The organism is Pseudomonas sp. BIGb0381, assembly GCF_024809815.1.
GTDB lineage: Bacteria > Pseudomonadota > Gammaproteobacteria > Pseudomonadales > Pseudomonadaceae > Aquipseudomonas.
Window position 1 is genome coordinate 849314 of the sequence record NZ_JANUEN010000001.1, and the last position, 15790, is coordinate 865103.

Annotated in this window: 17 protein-coding genes and 1 pseudogene; 11 read left to right on the forward strand and 7 right to left on the reverse strand. The window is 59.8% G+C overall.

The features are described from left to right. Positions 1 to 39: 39 nt before the first annotated feature. Complete coding sequence (yiaY, locus tag M2397_RS04000) at positions 40 to 1188, forward strand: L-threonine dehydrogenase (RefSeq protein ID WP_184744391.1); 1149 nt, start codon at positions 40 to 42, stop codon at positions 1186 to 1188. Here the strand turns inward: yiaY and M2397_RS04005 are convergent. Both M2397_RS04005 and M2397_RS04010 read right to left on the reverse strand, forming a co-directional pair. Beyond that, positions 1155 to 2342 carry an MFS transporter gene (locus M2397_RS04005; protein WP_184744390.1) on the reverse strand — a complete coding sequence of 396 codons (1188 nt, stop codon included), beginning with the start codon at positions 2340 to 2342 and terminating at the stop codon, positions 1155 to 1157. The genes yiaY and M2397_RS04005 overlap by 34 nt on opposite strands. 140 nt (positions 2343 to 2482) lie before the next feature. After that, a pseudogene (locus tag M2397_RS04010) lies at positions 2483 to 3564 on the reverse strand (aminotransferase class I/II-fold pyridoxal phosphate-dependent enzyme). A 355-nt stretch (positions 3565 to 3919) separates the two neighbouring features. Between M2397_RS04010 and M2397_RS04015 the strand changes: the two are divergent. The 5 genes from M2397_RS04015 (at position 3920) to M2397_RS04035 (ending at position 9114) form a co-directional block, all read left to right on the forward strand. Continuing rightward, on the forward strand, positions 3920 to 4594 hold the full coding sequence (locus M2397_RS04015; RefSeq protein ID WP_131697152.1) for an NAD(P)H-binding protein: 675 nt from the start codon (positions 3920 to 3922) through the stop codon (positions 4592 to 4594). Beyond that, a complete protein-coding gene (locus tag M2397_RS04020) occupies positions 4594 to 5502 on the forward strand; it encodes a LysR family transcriptional regulator (protein WP_259242324.1) in 909 nt (302 codons plus the stop codon). Before M2397_RS04015 ends, M2397_RS04020 begins: the two co-directional genes overlap by 1 nt. 89 nt (positions 5503 to 5591) lie before the next feature. After that, on the forward strand, positions 5592 to 6785 hold the full coding sequence (locus M2397_RS04025; protein ID WP_259242325.1) for a CaiB/BaiF CoA-transferase family protein: 1194 nt from the start codon (positions 5592 to 5594) through the stop codon (positions 6783 to 6785). Further along, positions 6782 to 7723 carry a hydroxymethylglutaryl-CoA lyase gene (locus tag M2397_RS04030; RefSeq protein ID WP_259242326.1) on the forward strand — a complete coding sequence of 314 codons (942 nt, stop codon included), beginning with the start codon at positions 6782 to 6784 and terminating at the stop codon, positions 7721 to 7723. Before M2397_RS04025 ends, M2397_RS04030 begins: the two co-directional genes overlap by 4 nt. A 59-nt stretch (positions 7724 to 7782) precedes the next feature. Then, on the forward strand, positions 7783 to 9114 hold the full coding sequence (locus M2397_RS04035; protein WP_053136910.1) for an MFS transporter: 1332 nt from the start codon (positions 7783 to 7785) through the stop codon (positions 9112 to 9114). On the opposite strand, the gene M2397_RS04040 is transcribed toward M2397_RS04035, so the two are convergent. Further along, positions 9115 to 9603: a DMT family transporter gene (locus M2397_RS04040; protein ID WP_259242328.1), complete on the reverse strand. Its 489-nt coding sequence runs from the start codon at positions 9601 to 9603 to the stop codon at positions 9115 to 9117. A 77-nt stretch (positions 9604 to 9680) separates the two neighbouring features. On the opposite strand from M2397_RS04040, the gene M2397_RS04045 reads away from it, so the two are divergent. The 4 genes from M2397_RS04045 (at position 9681) to M2397_RS04060 (ending at position 12363) form a co-directional block, all read left to right on the forward strand. Then, the gene (locus M2397_RS04045) at positions 9681 to 10598 is read left to right on the forward strand and encodes a LysR family transcriptional regulator (RefSeq protein WP_237683173.1); all 918 of its coding nucleotides are present in this window, start codon (positions 9681 to 9683) and stop codon (positions 10596 to 10598) included. A 12-nt stretch (positions 10599 to 10610) separates the two neighbouring features. Next, the gene (gene fos / locus M2397_RS04050; protein WP_145334928.1) at positions 10611 to 11021 is read left to right on the forward strand and encodes a fosfomycin resistance glutathione transferase; all 411 of its coding nucleotides are present in this window, start codon (positions 10611 to 10613) and stop codon (positions 11019 to 11021) included. Positions 11022 to 11075: 54 nt separating this feature from the next. Continuing rightward, entirely contained in the window at positions 11076 to 11717 is a 642-nt protein-coding gene (locus M2397_RS04055; protein ID WP_131697145.1) for a LysE family translocator, read from the forward strand. A gap of 118 nt (positions 11718 to 11835) precedes the next feature. Continuing rightward, entirely contained in the window at positions 11836 to 12363 is a 528-nt protein-coding gene (locus M2397_RS04060) for a DUF4142 domain-containing protein (RefSeq protein WP_131697144.1), read from the forward strand. Positions 12364 to 12417: 54 nt separating this feature from the next. Here M2397_RS04060 and M2397_RS04065 read toward each other — a convergent pair whose 3' ends face one another. Then, positions 12418 to 12843, reverse strand: a complete 426-nt coding sequence (locus tag M2397_RS04065) for a low affinity iron permease family protein (protein WP_027604355.1) — start codon at positions 12841 to 12843, stop codon at positions 12418 to 12420. Between M2397_RS04065 and M2397_RS04070 the strand changes: the two genes are divergently transcribed. Then, positions 12842 to 13801, forward strand: a complete 960-nt coding sequence (locus tag M2397_RS04070) for a GNAT family N-acetyltransferase (protein WP_310521524.1) — start codon at positions 12842 to 12844, stop codon at positions 13799 to 13801. The genes M2397_RS04065 and M2397_RS04070 overlap by 2 nt on opposite strands. Here the strand turns inward: M2397_RS04070 and M2397_RS04075 are convergent, their stop codons facing one another. The 3 genes from M2397_RS04075 to M2397_RS04085 form a co-directional block, all read right to left on the reverse strand. After that, positions 13802 to 14302, reverse strand: coding sequence for a methylated-DNA--[protein]-cysteine S-methyltransferase (locus tag M2397_RS04075; protein ID WP_145334924.1), 501 nt, complete (start codon positions 14300 to 14302; stop codon positions 13802 to 13804). It lies immediately after the preceding gene. A gap of 102 nt (positions 14303 to 14404) precedes the next feature. Then, a complete protein-coding gene (locus M2397_RS04080) occupies positions 14405 to 14740 on the reverse strand; it encodes a hypothetical protein (RefSeq protein WP_259242331.1) in 336 nt (111 codons plus the stop codon). Positions 14741 to 14818: 78 nt separating this feature from the next. Beyond that, positions 14819 to 15712, reverse strand: a complete 894-nt coding sequence (locus M2397_RS04085) for a LysR family transcriptional regulator (RefSeq protein WP_131697141.1) — start codon at positions 15710 to 15712, stop codon at positions 14819 to 14821. Between the last annotated feature and the right edge of the window lie 78 nt (positions 15713 to 15790).

The following is a 15790-nucleotide window of genomic DNA, read 5'->3' on the forward strand; positions in this document are numbered from 1 at the left end:
GTTGATGCTGTAGGCATAAACGTCATCCGAGGATTCGCCATGAGCAGCACCTTCTTCATTCCCCCCGTCAACATCATGGGCACCGACTGCCTCGACGAAGCCATGAATGCCATTCGCAACTACGGTTTTCGCAAAGCATTGATCGTCACCGACGCCGGCCTGGCCAAGGCGGGCGTGGCCAGCATGATCGCCGAGAAGCTGGCGATGCAGGACATCGATTCAGTGATCTACGACGGCGCCAAGCCCAACCCCAATGTGGAAAACGTCGAGAAAGGCCTGGCGTTGCTGCAGCAGAGCGCCTGCGATTTCGTGGTGTCCCTGGGCGGCGGTTCGCCCCATGACTGTGCCAAGGGCATCGCCCTGTGCGCCACCAACGGTGGGCATATCGGCGACTATGAGGGCGTCGACCAATCGAGCAAACCGCAGATGCCCTTGGTGGCGATCAACACCACCGCCGGCACCGCCAGCGAGATGACCCGTTTCTGCATCATCACCGACGAAACCCGCCACGTGAAAATGGCCATCGTCGACCGCAACGTCACGCCGCTGCTGTCGGTCAACGACCCGAGCCTGATGGTCGGCATGCCCAAGGGTCTCACCGCCGCCACCGGCATGGACGCCCTGACCCACGCCATCGAAGCCTACGTGTCCACCGCGGCCACCCCGATCACCGACGCCTGCGCGATCAAGGCCATCGAACTGATCAGCGCCAACCTGCGCCTGGCGGTACGCGACGGCAGCGACAAGGTCGCGCGGGAAAACATGGCCTATGCCCAGTTCCTCGCGGGCATGGCGTTCAACAATGCGTCCCTGGGTTTCGTGCATGCCATGGCCCACCAACTGGGCGGCCTCTACGACCTGCCTCACGGTGTGTGCAACGCGGTGCTGCTGCCCCATGTGCAAAGCTTCAACGCCAGCGTCAGTGCCAAGCGCTTGAGCGACGTCGGCCGCGCGATGGGTGTCGACGCCAAGGGCACCACTGACGAAGAGGGCGCCCAAGCCGCCATCGCCGCCATTCGCAGCCTGTCCCAGGACGTTGAAATCCCCGCCGGCTTGCGCGAACTGGGCGCCAAGTTGCAGGACATTCCGCTGCTGGCCACCAATGCATTGAAGGACGCATGTGGGCTGACCAACCCACGGCGCGCCGATCAGCGTCAGATTGAGGAGATCTTTCGCAGCGCGTTCTGATGTGTCCGGCAACTGGCGGCACACGTGAATGCGCCGCCAGCCAACGCCACGCACAAGAGCGCCAATGGCCATGCCTGCTGACTCACCAGCAGGCTTGCTACGCCGCCGATCAACGCCACCATCAACTGATGCATAAAGCCGCTCAAGGCTATGGCATAGGAACCGCCGACCGGCGACTGATCATTAGCAAGTGACAAACTGATGGGGTAACTCATCGATTGCCCAAATATCGCCAGGCAATAGGGCAGCCACAACAACAGTGCGATCTCGCTGGCAAACACACTGCCCAACAGCATCAGCGCCGCTCCCGTTAACGCCAGTCCCACGCCCCAGCTCATCATCGTCAACCGCCCCATGCGGGCCACGAAGCGATTAACCATAAACGCCCCCGCCAGATAGGCCCCGCTGATAGGCCACCCCAGCCAGCCGTACTGCGCCGCGCTCCACTCGAAACGCCCTTGCAGTATCAGCGGTGCACAGGTGTTGAATGCAATGATCACCCCATAGCCCAGCCCACCGGCCAATGCTGCGTGTAGAAAGGGGGGATGCCGCACAATCGTGGCGTAGATCCGCCAGGCTGAGTCTGGCGAATCAGCCTTTATCACTGACGGAAACACCACCCTTTGCAACACAGCAATCAACGTGACAGCACTTATTGCCAACCCATAGAAAATTGCCTTCCAGCCGAAGGCCGCCTGCAACAGCGACCCCATGAACTGGCCGATACCTAGGGCGATTACAAACGTCATCCCCAGCCACGACAACCCCCTGGCCAAAAGCGCCCCGCTGAAACTGTCTCTCACCAACAATCTGGCCATAACCGAGACTCCGCCCGCCCCCAAACCCTGAATCAGCCGTAATGACAAAAAAGATTCGACGTTAAAGGCCGATGGAATCGCTGCGCTTGCCAAGGCATATACTGCCAGCGCCCCCAGCAGTACCGGCTTTCTGCCAAAACGCTCCCCCAGGCTGCCCCAGAGCAACATCGGCAGCGCCATTCCTACCAGGTACACCGCCAGGGCCAGTGCGACGTGGTCTTCGGCGGCGAGCAGGGACTGGGCGATGACCGGTACAGCGGGCAAATAGCTGCTAATGCCGACTTGGGCGAGGAAGGCGGCGCAGCAAGCGAGGGCGAGACTGGTGGTTTTTTTCAAGGGGAGGCATCCTGCGCCTTAAGTTCTGCGTACGTCATCGTAAGTCGATTCATCCGTATAGATCCGAACAATGATTGATGCTTATGCTCACTGAGAAATAAGAGTGCTTATGTGGAGGTTGGTTATAGTAGGTGCGAAATTTAGTTTGCGTCTTTGTGTTCCTCTATTAAGGCTGTCAGTGTTGAGCAAAACAACTCTACTGTCTTAGGGCTCATGTCTGCCCGAAGAGTTATACGTAATGCTGCTTTTCCCTTGGGCACCACAGGAAAAAATACGGCAGAAGTGAAAAATCCGCTGTCAGCCAGTCGTATAGCGAGTGTGTTCGCTTTTTCAGCCTCGCCGCAGGTTACCAATCGTATTGCGGTGTGGGCACCCTGTTGTTCAGTGTGGATAAGGCTGTCGAATAACCGGATGTTGGTTTGAAGCTGTTCTTGACGCACGGATAGCTCGGTTGTTTGATGTATTTTTATTGACGCCAGCCCGGCTCCTATGGCGGCAGAGTTCAGACTTTGAGACCAGTTACTGGGGCCGCCGTATCGGTACATTAGACTTTTCTGTCTTTCGCTACCGAACATGATCAGTCCTCCACTGGCACCAAATGATTTGCCTAGAGAGGCCACGATTAAGGTTTTATTGTCTATCTCTTGCAAGCGCGGCCGGATAAAACCGCCCCTTTATCTCCAAATGCTGACAGGGCGTGGGAGTCATTGTGAGGCGCGGTTTTTACTTCTGTTTCATCTGCGCACGAGGCTTTAATATGATTCATTGAATAGTGGGAATGTTTGTCGAATACCATAGTGGGTGGGGAGTCATTGGTAAAGACGCCGCTGGCGAGCATGGGCAAGAGTCCGGAACTGGCCGCACTACAGGACAAAGTGCTGAGGCAGATTGAGTTGAAAAGGCCTGATAGCTCTGTTTCATAGCGTTCGAGTATTTCAAGTTTGCATCGATTTTTTGAGTTTGCAATGCGAAGTGTTTTGGCTTCTTTTATTCCCTGGATAGCCCCTTTTAGTATGTTTGGGTGATAGTCGAGGCCAAGATATGACGTCGTGCAGAAGTGATGGAGTTTTCGTCCATGTTGATCAATAAGTTGGTTGTTGTTTTGGACTTTTACATTAAGTTCGCAGGTTCGGCCTGACTGTGCTGAGTGCCAGTCTCTGTCGGCAAGATCAATTGGTTTTTTGTAATTTGTGAATTGATTTTTTGATTGAGTATTTTTCATTGTTTTTACCTGTCCTTAGGGAAGGCAAAAACAGTAAAGGGAAAATTTTGATAGGGTAAGTCAGATATTTCCCATGCAAGCTACTCCGAATGGATATTTTGTTGTGAGTAAGGTCCTACATTTTGTAAGTCCCAATGGACATCCGACCGATTCTTATGTGCATGACCCAACGTAGCGGATTCAGGGAACATTTGATTGTGATTGGGTAAATAAATGCAGTGGGGGCGTTCGCGTTTTGTTGAGGTCGTATCCCGCAGGATTGAGTAAGGTGTCCGCATACAGGCCGGATGTGACGATGGCCTTCAAGGACCTGTCTCTTGGGTAGTCGAAACTAGATGGATGAAGGGAGTACTTGATGAGAGTTCTGTTATTCGGTGCCACCGGCATGGTCGGCCAGGGCGTCCTGCGCGAGTGCCTGCTGGCCGCTGACGTACAGGAAGTCGTCGCCGTCGGCCGCACGCCCCTGACCCAGGAACACGGCAAGCTGCATCAGGTGTTGCACAACGACATGCTGGATTTCCACCCCCTGGAAAACCTGCTGCAAGGGTTTGATGCGTGTTTCTTCTGCCTCGGTGTCTCTTCGGCGGGCATGAATGAAACCCGGTACACCCATCTCACTTATGACCTGACCCTCGTGGCCGCCAGCACCCTGGCGCGGCTTAATCCGCAGATGACGTTCATCTACGTGTCCGGCGCCGGTACCGACAGCTCCGAGGCGGGCAAGTCGATGTGGGCGCGGGTCAAGGGCAAGACCGAGAATGCCTTGCTGCGCCTGCCATTCAAGGCGGTGTATCTGTTCCGGCCGGGGATCATCCAGCCGCTGCACGGTGTGCGCTCGAAGACGCCGTTGTATCAAGCCTTCTATTCCGTGCTCGGGCCAGTGCTGTCGTTGGCGCGTCGGGTCAAGCCGGGCTGGGTGGTGAGCACCGAGACCGTCGGCCGGGCGATGCTCGCGGCGGTGCGCCATGGTGCGCCGCAACCGCTGGTGGAACAGGCCGAGATCAATCGCCTGGCGTCCGAGCGCGCCTGATGTTGCACAAGAGCCTGGTGCGTCGCCTCGATCTGATCACCCTGCAACTGTTCGTCGCGGTGTTCGAAGAGGGCACCCTGACCCGTGCCGCCGCCCGCGAAGCCATCGCCGTGTCGGCAGCCAGCAAGCGCTTGATGGAACTGGAGCAGGTGCTGGGTGTGAGCCTGTTCGTACGGCGCGCCAAGGGCATGGACCTCACCGCCGCTGGCGAAACCCTGCTGCACCATGCCAGGCAGATGCTGTTCAACGTGGAAAAAATGGGCCTGGAGCTCGGCGAGCACAGCCACGGCGTGCGCGGTTACGTGCGGATGCTGGCCAATCTTTCGGCGATTATTCAGTTTCTTCCAGAAGACTTGCGGGATTTTTCCGAGCTGCATCCCGAAGTGAAAACCGACCTTGAAGAGCGCCCCAGCAACGGCGTGGTGCAAGGCGTGCTGGATGGGGTGGCGGACCTGGGGATCTGCTCCAGTGATACCGACACCAAAGGCCTGCCCAGGGTGACCTATCGCCACGACAAACTGGTGGTGTTGATGCCGGCGGATCACCCGTTGGCGCCGCGCGAAAGCCTGGCCTTCGTCGAGACCCTGGACAGTGACTACGTTGGCCTGCACGCCGCCAGCTCGATCAACATGCGCAGCCACGCCGCCGCGCGCGAGGCCGGCAAGATGCTGCGTCTGCGTATTCATGTGCCGGGCTTTGATGCGATGTGCCGGATGGTCCAGGCGAACATGGGCATCGGCATCCTGCCGTTGAAGGCCTATGAATTGTTTGGCCGTGCCCTGGGCCTGCATGCCGTGCCGCTGACCGATGCCTGGTCGGACCGCAGTTTGATCCTGGTGGTGCGCGATGAGGCGCAGTTGTCGCCAGTGAGTCGGCTGTTGTTCGATCATCTGAGCGTTCGCATTTAGCGAACGCTCCTTGCCAACTGACGGTTGGATTTTTCCTGCCCCTGTCCTCTAGCCTTGGGCTCACATTCCAAGAATAAGAGGTACACCCCATGACGGCTCCCTTGAGCGGTATCAAGGTGATCGAGATCGGCACGCTGATTGCGGCGCCGTTCGCCGCCCGGCTGATGGCCGAGTTCGGCGCCGAGGTGATCAAGATCGAAGCCTTGGGGCAGGGCGATCCGCTTCGTAAATGGCGAAAGCTGCATGAAGGCACCTCGCTGTGGTGGTACCTGCAATCACGCAACAAGAAATCCCTGGCCCTGGACCTCAAGTCCGCTGAAGGCCTGAGCCTGATCAAGCAACTGCTCGGCGATGCCGATGTGCTGATCGAAAACCTGCGCCCCGGTGGCCTGGAAAAACTCGGCCTGGGCTGGGACGTACTGCACACGCTCAACCCCAAACTGACCCTGGTGCGTATCTCCGGCTACGGCCAGACCGGCCCTTACCGCGACCGCCCTGGTTTCGGTGCCATCGGCGAAGCCATGGGCGGGATTCGCTACACCACCGGCAACCCCGATTCGCCCCCGGCGCGGGTCGGCGTGAGCCTCGGCGACTCCCTCGCGTCGTTGCATGGTGTGATCGGCGCGCTGATGTCGTTGCTGCGGGTCAAGACCGGCCAGGGCGACGGGCAGATTGTCGATGTGTCCCTGGCGGAAAGCGTGTTCAACCTGATGGAAAGCCTGGTGCCCGAATACGACATGCTAGGCCACGTGCGTGAGCGCAGCGGCGGCGCCTTGCCCGGCATCGCCCCCTCGAATACCTACCTGACTGCCGACGGTGCCTATGTGGTGATCGCCGGCAACAGCGACCCAATCTACAAGCGTTTGATGACCACCATCGGCCGTGCCGACCTGGCCGAAGCCGCCGAATTCGCCCACAACGATGGCCGTGCGGCGAAAAGCGGTTTGCTTGATGCCGCCATCACCCACTGGACCAGCAGCCTGCCTATCGAGCAGGTGCTCAGCGCCCTGGAAGCCGCCGAAGTACCGGCCGGGCGCATCTACTCCGCGGCCGATATCGTCAGCGACCCGCACTACCAGGCGCGCGACATGTTGCTCAATGCCGAGCTGCCTGGCGGTGTGTCGGTGAAGATGCCCGGCATCGTGCCCAAGCTCTCGGAAACCCCCGGCGCCGTAAACTGGCAGGGCCCGAGCCTGGGCCAGCACACCGATGACATCCTCGGCAGCCTGGGCCTTACCGTTGCCGACATCCAACGCCTGAAAACCTCGGGAGTGGTGCAATGATCACTGACTATTCCGACCCGCTGATCGTGCAGGAAGTATCCCCGCGCGATGGCCTGCAAATCGAACCGACCTGGGTCGAAACCGCTGACAAGATCGCCCTGATCGACCAGCTTTCCCTGGCCGGTTTTTCGCGGATCGAAGCCGGTTCTTTCGTGTCGCCCAAGGCCATCCCTGCATTGCGCGATGGCGAACACGTGTTCCAGGGCATCGAGCGTAAAGCCGGTGTGATCTACGTTGCGCTGATCCCTAACCTTAAGGGCGCCCAGCGTGCCGTCGAGTCGCGCGCCGACGAACTGAACCTGGTGATGTCGGCCAGCCAGACCCACAACCTGGCGAATATGCGCATGCGGTGCGAGGCGTCGTTGGCGGCATTCGGCGATATCGTCAGCTTTGCCGCCGGGCACCCGGTACGCCTCAACGGCAGCATCGCCACCACCTTTGGCTGCCCGTTCGAAGGCAAGATCGATGAAGACCGCGTGCTGCAACTGGTCGACGCGTATCTGCACCTGGGCATCCAGGGCATCAGCCTCGCCGACACCACCGGCATGGCCAACCCGCGCCAGGTGGAACGCCTGGTCAAGCGCGTGCTGCAACGCGTGCCTGCCAGCGACCTGACCCTGCATTTTCATAACACCCGCGGCCTGGGCCTGTGCAACGTGCTGGCCGCCTACGAAGCTGGAGCCCGACGCTTTGATGCAGCGCTGGGGGGCCTGGGTGGGTGCCCGTTTGCGCCGGGGGCGTCGGGCAATATCTGCACCGAAGATCTGGTCAACCTGTGTGAAGAGGTCGGCATTCCCACCGGTATCGACCTGCCGCACCTGCTGAACCTGTCCCGCCGCTTGCCGGCCCTGCTGGGCCATGAATTGCCCGGCCAGGTAGCCAAGGCCGGGCGCAATTGCGACCTGCATCCGCCGCCGGACTACGTCGCCGCCTTGTAACGCCATACCAGACAACAAAAACAATCGGACGCCTGTGAGCAGTCCGCTGGAGAGAAAGCATGAGCACTAATACGTTAGAGGTCGGCGCGCGCCCGGCCGCTGAAATCGATGCCGAAAAAGCCCTGGTCAGCAAGGTCGCCTGGCGCCTGATGCCGCTGATCATGGTGTGTTACCTGTTCGCGTTTTTTGACCGCATCAACATCAGCTTTGCCAAGTTCCAGCTGCAAGCCGACCTCAGCCTGAGCGACACCGCCTACGGCCTGGGCGCGGGGTTGTTTGTGGTGGGGTATGTGATCTTTGAAGTGCCAAGCAACATGATGCTGTACAAGGTCGGCGCGCGGCGCTGGATCGCGCGGATCATGATGTCGTGGGGCCTGGCCACGGCGGCCATGGTGTTTGTCACGGCCGAATGGCAGTTCTATGGCCTGCGTTTCATCATCGGCGCGATGGAGGCGGGCTTCGCGCCCGGTGTGCTGTATTACCTGACGTTGTGGTTCCCGCAGCACTTCCGCGGGCGCATTACCTCGATGCTGTTCCTGGCGTCTGCCTTTGCAGGTTTGGTCGGCGCACCGTTCTCCGGCCTGGTGCTGGAACACCTCGACGGCGTGCTGCAGATGCGCGGCTGGCACTGGCTGTTCCTGCTCGGCGGCTTGCCCTGCATCGGCTTGGGCTTCCTGGTGCTGACGCTGCTCAAGGACCGTATCGAAGATGCGCACTGGCTGACGCCGGCGGAGAAAACCCTGCTGTCGAGCCGTATTGCCCAGCATGAGCCGAACACACATGGCGGCTCGTTGCTGTCGGCGATCCGCATTCCCGGCTTTTTGATGCTCGGGTTTATCTACTTCCTGATCCAGGTGGCGTCTTACGGCCTCAACTTCTGGGCGCCGCAACTGATCCGCAGCGCCGGCACCCAAAGCCCGGTGATGATCGGCCTGCTCACGGCGATTCCCTATGTGTGCGGCGCGATCAGCATGGTGGTAATCGGGCGGCTGTCGGACGCGACCGGCGAGCGCCGAAAGTTTGTCTGCGGGCTGGTGGTGCTGGGCGCGGTGGGCTTCTTCAGTGCCGGGATCTTTGCCGACCACACCACCTTCCTGATCATTGCCCTGGGGATGTTGGGCGCCGGCATCATCGCTTCGATCCCGACCTTCTGGACCCTGCCACCCAAGTTGCTGGCCGGTGCCGGCGCAGGCGCGGCGGGCGGGATTGCGGTGATCAACACCCTCGGGCAGTTCGGTGGCATTGTCAGCCCGGTGATGGTGGGACGGATCAAGGACCTCACCGGCAGCACCACCCCGGCGCTCTATGTGATAGGCGTGTGTGCGTTGTTGGCGGCGGCGCTGCTGCTGTGGGGCCTGCCGCAAAAGCTGCGCACCCTCGACAAGGCTTGATCAGCCTGCGGTTGTCAGCGCACGGGCCGGTGTGGCGCTGAGCTGAATCAACGCCACGCCGCCCATCAACAACAACGCGCCAAGGATTCGGGGCGTTGTCAGGGGGCGCTCCGCCAAGCCAAACAGGCCGAAGTGATCCAGTAGCAGCGACGCAAGAATCTGCCCGGCCATGGCCAGGGCGATAAACCCCGAAGCGCCCAGCTTGGGCAGCAGCATCAACGCCAACGCGATAAAGCACACACCAAACGCACCACCGGCCCACATCCACAGGGGCGCCTTGGTGATGAACGTGAGGCTGGGCAGCGGCAAGCGCAGCGCCACGATCACCGGCAGCAGCACGGTAATGCTCACCAGCAGCGACGCCAGGGTGGCCCACAGCGGGTGCCCAAGACCGCGCCCGAGGTTGGCGTTGATCGCACTTTGAAACGGCACCACCGCTCCTGCGATCACCGCCAGGAGCAATAAACCTGCCCAATGCAACGTCGTCATGTCGAATCTCCCAGAGGTTTTTCTGGACTCTAAGCTATTCGTCACGCAAATTTAAATTCCATATTATTATGACGAGCATGCAGCTGATGAATGATCTGCGCCGCATTGATCTCAACCTGCTGGTGATCCTCGACGCCTTGCTCAGCGAGCAACACGTCACCCGCGCCGCCGAACGTTTGCACCTCAGCCAGCCCGCGGTCAGCCATGCACTTGCGCGCTTGCGCGATATGTTGAGTGACCCGCTGCTGGTGCGTCAGGGCGGCACATTAGTGCCCACGGCCCGTGCCCTGGAGTTGGCGGCGCCATTGGCTGAAGCCCTGGCCCAGGTGCAGGCGCTGCTGGCGCCGAATCGCTTTGACCAGGCATCGGCCAAGCGCCGGTTTCGCGTGGCGATGTCGGACTACAGTGCGGCGATTTTCCTGCCGGGTCTGGTCCGAGTCCTGCGGCGTGAGGCGCCCGGTATCGACCTGCAAATCATCCAGGCCAGCCGCGAAGGCATGGTCGACGGTGTGCTCAATGGTGATCTCGACCTGGCAGCCGGTGTCTTCCCCGACATGCCCGCCGAGCTGCGCACTGCGCCGTTGTTCGAAGAGCATTACACCTGCCTGCTAGACCGCAACAGCCTGTCGCACAACGGTGTGCTCGACCTGCCCACGTATCTGTCGCGTCCCCACGTACTGCTGGAAATGCGCGGCAGCGGCGCGCCGGAAATCGAACGGGCGCTGACAGCGATTCGTGAACGACGGCATGTGGCGATCAGCCTGCCGCACTGGGGGGTGGCGCCGCAGTTGATTGAGGGCACGGACTTGATTCTCACCGTATCGTCGCGAGGCTTGCTGAATATTGATCACCCGCATCTGGTCGCCGTGGCGCCGCCGTTTCATATCCCGTCGTTTACCTTTGAGCTGGCATGGCATGCGCGACGGGGCGGGGATTCGGGGTTGCAGTGGTTGATTGGGCAGGTGCAGGGTATGTTGTCCGAGGGCTGCAGATAACAGGAAAAAAATATGTTCTCAGGCTTCAACCACTTGACCCTGGCCGTCACCGACTTGAGTCGCAGCGTCGGCTTTTACCATGAGTTGTTGCAACTCAAGCTCGACGCCACGTGGGACACCGGCGCCTATTTGTCATTGCCGGGCCTATGGCTATGCCTGTCGCTTGATCCGCTGCGCGACTCGCAGCCGGCGGCCGATTACACCCACTATGGGTTCACTGTCGGAGCGAGTGATTTCGCTGCGCTGGTCTCGCGTCTGCGCGCCGCCGAGGTGCAAGAGTGGCGCGACAATCGCAGCGAAGGCGCTTCGTTCTATTTCCTCGATCCCGACGGCCATAAGCTCGAAGCCCATGTGGGCGACCTGGCTTCGCGCCTGTTGGCTTGCCGCGACAGCCCCTATGCGGGAATGAGGTTTTACCCATAGCGCAGGAACGTGCAGAATCCGTCCACCTTCCCACGCTTTGTCAGAGTCGCGCCCATGACCCCCTCCTTGCTGCTCGCCGTCCTCGCTTCGGGTTTTATCTACGGTATTACGCCTGGCCCCGGGGTATTGGCGGTGTTTGGTATCGGCGCTGCCCGAGGCCGTCGTGCCGGGGCGGGGTTTCTGTGCGGGCACTTGCTCGGCGATGTGCTGTGGTGCAGTACGGCGTTGGTCGCGATTGTGGGCGCGCGGGAAGTCGGCAGCAGCGCGTTCGATGTGCTCGGCGTGCTCAGTGGCCTGTACCTGTTCTGGCTCGGCTGGCGCGCGATTCGCACCCAGCGTCGCAGCAGTGATGCCCCCCAGGGTGCGGCGCGGCACCCGTTCTGGCACGGCATTGTGTTCGGCTTGACCAACCCCAAGGCGTATCCGGTGGCCGTGGCGACATTTACTGCATTGCTGTCCAGCCGTGCCGAATTGCTGACCTGGTCGATGCTGCCGGCGTTGATCTTCCTGAGCTTCGTCGGTGGCCTGTTGGCCTACGCGATCCTGATCGGCGTGGTCGGTGCCCAGCGGGTGCGCACGGTGTATCAGCGCCATGAAATCCTTATCACCAAGCTCTGCGGCGTGATGTTTATCGGCTTTGCCATCAATGCCCTGGCCCATGCGTTGCCAGGCCTGTTCGGCAGCAAACCGGCCTGACGGGCCACGACCGTTCGTCGCACGGGCAAGTTTTTTCTAAACCTTTGCCGCCCGGAAAATTCGAATTCAGGGCGGGGTGTATTTCCCCGCACCTATTTTTGCCCTGGAGGAACCCATCATGAGCCGCATGGCTATCCGGTTACGCACCGCCAGTTTCGCGATGCTGCTGGGCCTCGGCGCCAGCAATGCTTTCGCCCAGTCGCCTGCTGAATTCATCGAGCAGGCTTCGGCCAAAGGCATGGCCGATATCGAAACCAGTCGCATGGCCCACGCCAAAACCTCGTCCCAGGAAATCAAGGACTACACCATCGAGGTGATCAACGAGCGCACCCTGGCCAACCAGCACTTGGCGGCGATCGCCAAGAAGCTCGACCTGCCCGTGGCTCCACGGGAGAAGATCATCGACAAGGCCGAAACCCTGATGCCCGAACTCAAGGACGGCGATTCCTTCGACGCGGCCTACACCGCGCAGCAAGTGAAGGAAAACGAAGATGCCATTGCCCTGTTCAAGCGCGAAGGTGCGGCCTCGGATGTGCCGGAAATCAAAGCACTGGTGGATGAGACGCTGCCTAAACTGGAAGAGCGTCTGCAAAAGGCCCGGGCCCTGGCGTCGACCTACGGTAAAGGCCATCAAGGCGACGGTTGAGACCTTCACTTGATATGAAAAACGGCGGTTGGATCCTATCCAACCGCCGTTTTTTTACGCCTGGTTCAGGTCGGTCTTGTTCGGGGCCGCATCGTCGGCCGCATGGCCGCAACTGCTGTTCAGGCTCACGGTGCCGGTGTTGCCAATGCTGCGGTATTCCTGGCGCAGTTTTTCCAGTTCCTTGCGGTCCAGGCCATCCAGGCTCAGCACGGCGTTCTGCGCATCCTTGGAGACGCGCAGCAGTTCATCGATCTTGATGTGCAGGATGTCGTTATCGCGGTTTTGCGTGTTCTGGATCAGGAACACCATGAGGAAGGTGATGATGGTGGTCGAGGTGTTGATGATCAACTGCCAGGTGTCGTTGTAGTGGAAGTACGGCCCGCTCAAGCTCCACAGGAAAATCAACGCGACGGCCGCATAGAACGTCCGGGCACTGCCTGCCCAACGGGACAAGGATTGTGAGACTGCGGAGAATTTCATGACCGTTTTCCTTAAGGTGAGTGATGAAAATACTGACCGCAGGCACGCTCTGAAATTTCTTTTTACAACTTGGGATGTGAACAACGCTGTGCGTTTTTCTGCAGGGTTCTTGGGAGTGGGCCTACGGCGTTTTGCAACGACGGGCGCAAGACTGGGGTTTTATACGGAAAATCCCATGCACGCTGACACCGCCTGCGACCTGCCTGCGCTTTATCACCAGACCGAAGATCATTATTTCGCCGCAACCTGCTCGCTGCATCGCCGCTACAACACCTGTATCAACGCTTACTTTACCGACGACTATTTCGACCCGTGGAACCTGTTGTTTATCCGAGTCGGCAGCGCGCCGATGGGGGGCGCAATGGCGGTGCCGATGGACCTGCTTCGCCGTATTTTTCTGGATACGCGCGTAGTGATTCATGAGGAAAAGGTCGGGCTGATCGCTGAGGCGCTCATGGGGATGGGCTTTCAGCCTGCCGAAAAGACGACTGCGATGGTCCTCGATCTGTCGAGCCTTGTTTCATCTACAGATGACAGCTCTGTGCAGATCAGCTTGACTCGGAACCTGGCCGATTGGGCCGTTCCCCTTGGCAACGCATTTTCGATGCCGCCCGAGGGCATTGCGCGTTATCAGGCCCGGCACCAGCGTGCTCTGGAAACGGGGCAATCGCTTCACCACTTCATCCTGTCCACCGAGGGGCAGGTGAGGTGTTCGTTGACTTTATCCCTGTGTAATGGAGAAGCTCGGCTTAACGATGTCGGCACGCTCGTGGGTTTTCGCACCAAAGGTTACGCCACGCGATTGATTCAAGCGGCCTTGCGTCACGCGTCGAGCCTGGGTGCCCGGCGATGTTTTCTTGAGGCAACCATGGACGGAATCTCGGTGTATCGAAAGTTGGGGTTCGAAGGTTTGTTCGACTACCAGTCTTTTATTCGGGGGCCGGTTGCAGTCGCCTGATCAGACGCTCATTTTTACCTGGCTGCGGTCTTCAAGCGTCAACAGATACTGCTTGGCTTCAAGCCCTCCGGCAAATCCGGTCAAGGTGCCCGAAGCGCCGATAACCCGATGGCACGGTGCAATGATCGAGATAGGGTTGCGCCCATTGGCAGCGCCCACGGCACGGACGGCTTTCGGGTTGCCGATCTGCTGGGCGATCTGGCTGTAGCTGCGGGTTTCGCCAAAAGGAATGGTCAGCAGCGCCTGCCAGACCTGCTTCTGAAAATCGGTACCGGCGAAATCCAGCTCCAAATCGAATGTATGGCGACTACCGGCGAAATACTCCTTCAACTGGCGCTCGGTTTCCAACAGCACCGGGCTCTCGTTGGCTTCGTGCAACTCACCCAGGCGCACTCGGTTGGCGCGTTCCACTTCCCACAGGATGGCGCTGAGCTTGCCATCGCGTGCCACCAGGGTGAGTTCACCGACGGGGGAGGACATGAGCTTGTATTCGTAGGGCATGAGCGGGCTCCTCGAAGGGCAGTTGTTAAACGCTACAGGCCTACGGTAATGCCATCCGCCGGACTGGAAACTACGTTTCTTGCGCTTGAATTCTCACTGGACCTACTGGAAATTCCAATAAACCCAGTTGGAATAGTACGGATACCAGTAGAACCAGGAAATCCGGTAGAGCCCCATGATCACTGAGGCCTCCCCGATTGTGACCAGGGAAATCAGATTGAACAGCGTGACGATTGCAGCGAATACGGTCACGCCTCGGCTGGCATGGCGCCTGGCAAACCCTACGCCGTAGACGGACGCGACGATCGATCCGAGTGCCAGCCCCAGGCCCCAGGGATACGGAAGCCGCACCAGTGCGACCAGCAGTGGCAACACCAACACCCAGCCGAGTACTTGGCGCAGTACGGGTGTGGATGCGTGTTCTTTGGGTTCAATCATGGCAATAACCCTGGGGGGAACTAGTGTTGAGCGAACTTTCCGATAGTGGTGTATGAACCGGTAGTTGAAGACTGAGCGTTATCGAGCGCGCGCAACCTCATCAATGAGCGCTATAAAGGCTTGCACTGACAAATTCGGTTCCTCTCTACGGGTCAACACCAACAACCGCGCACACGCATCCGCCTCCACCAAAGGCCGATAAGTTACGCCCTTGTTCATCAAACTCTGCGTACAGGCTGGCACCAGGGCCACCCCTTGCCCGGCGGCCACCAGCGCAATGATCGAGGTGATCTGCCGTCCGGTCGGTCCGGCATGCAATGGCACGCCATGGTGGCGGTAAAGCTGCTCGATGGACTGGTTCAGCCCCGAGCCGTAATCCGCTGGAAACAGAATCAAAGGATAGGCACCGAGCTGCGCCAGGCTGATACCGGCCTGGTCAGCCAGGGGGCTGTCACTCGACACTGCGGCCACAAGGCGTTCCTCGCCCAATGACAGCGCGTGCACCTTGTCGTTTTGCGGCAACAGCCGGCTCAAGCCGATATCCAGCCGCCCGTCGGCGACCTGTGCTCCGAGGCTGCCGGAGGCGCATTCCACCAGGGTCAGTTGCACATCGGGAAAGCGCTGGGCGAAAGCCTGGATCGACTGGCTGAACAGGTCCGACAGGGCAATCGAGCTGACGTAGCCCAAGGCCAGTTGACCCGCTGTCCCTGCTGCCAACTTACCGGCAATCACCTGAGCCAACTCCACCTGTTCCAACACGCCACGTGCGTAGGGCAGGAACGAGCGGCCCTGGGCGGTGAGCGTTACGGTGCGGCTGGTGCGATCGAACAGCTTGAAACCCAAGTCTGCCTCCAGCGCTGAAATCTGCCGGGTCAAAGGCGGTTGGGCGAGGTGCAGGCGCAGGGCGGCGCGACCGAAGTGCAATTCTTCGGCGACCGTCAGAAAGTAACGCAGCTTGCGTAGGTCGAGCATCCTGATCCTTGGGTATCAATCGGTCGGAATTCGGTATTGGTTTAAGACCCGCCGGCCATTCTATAAAGACCTTTCAAA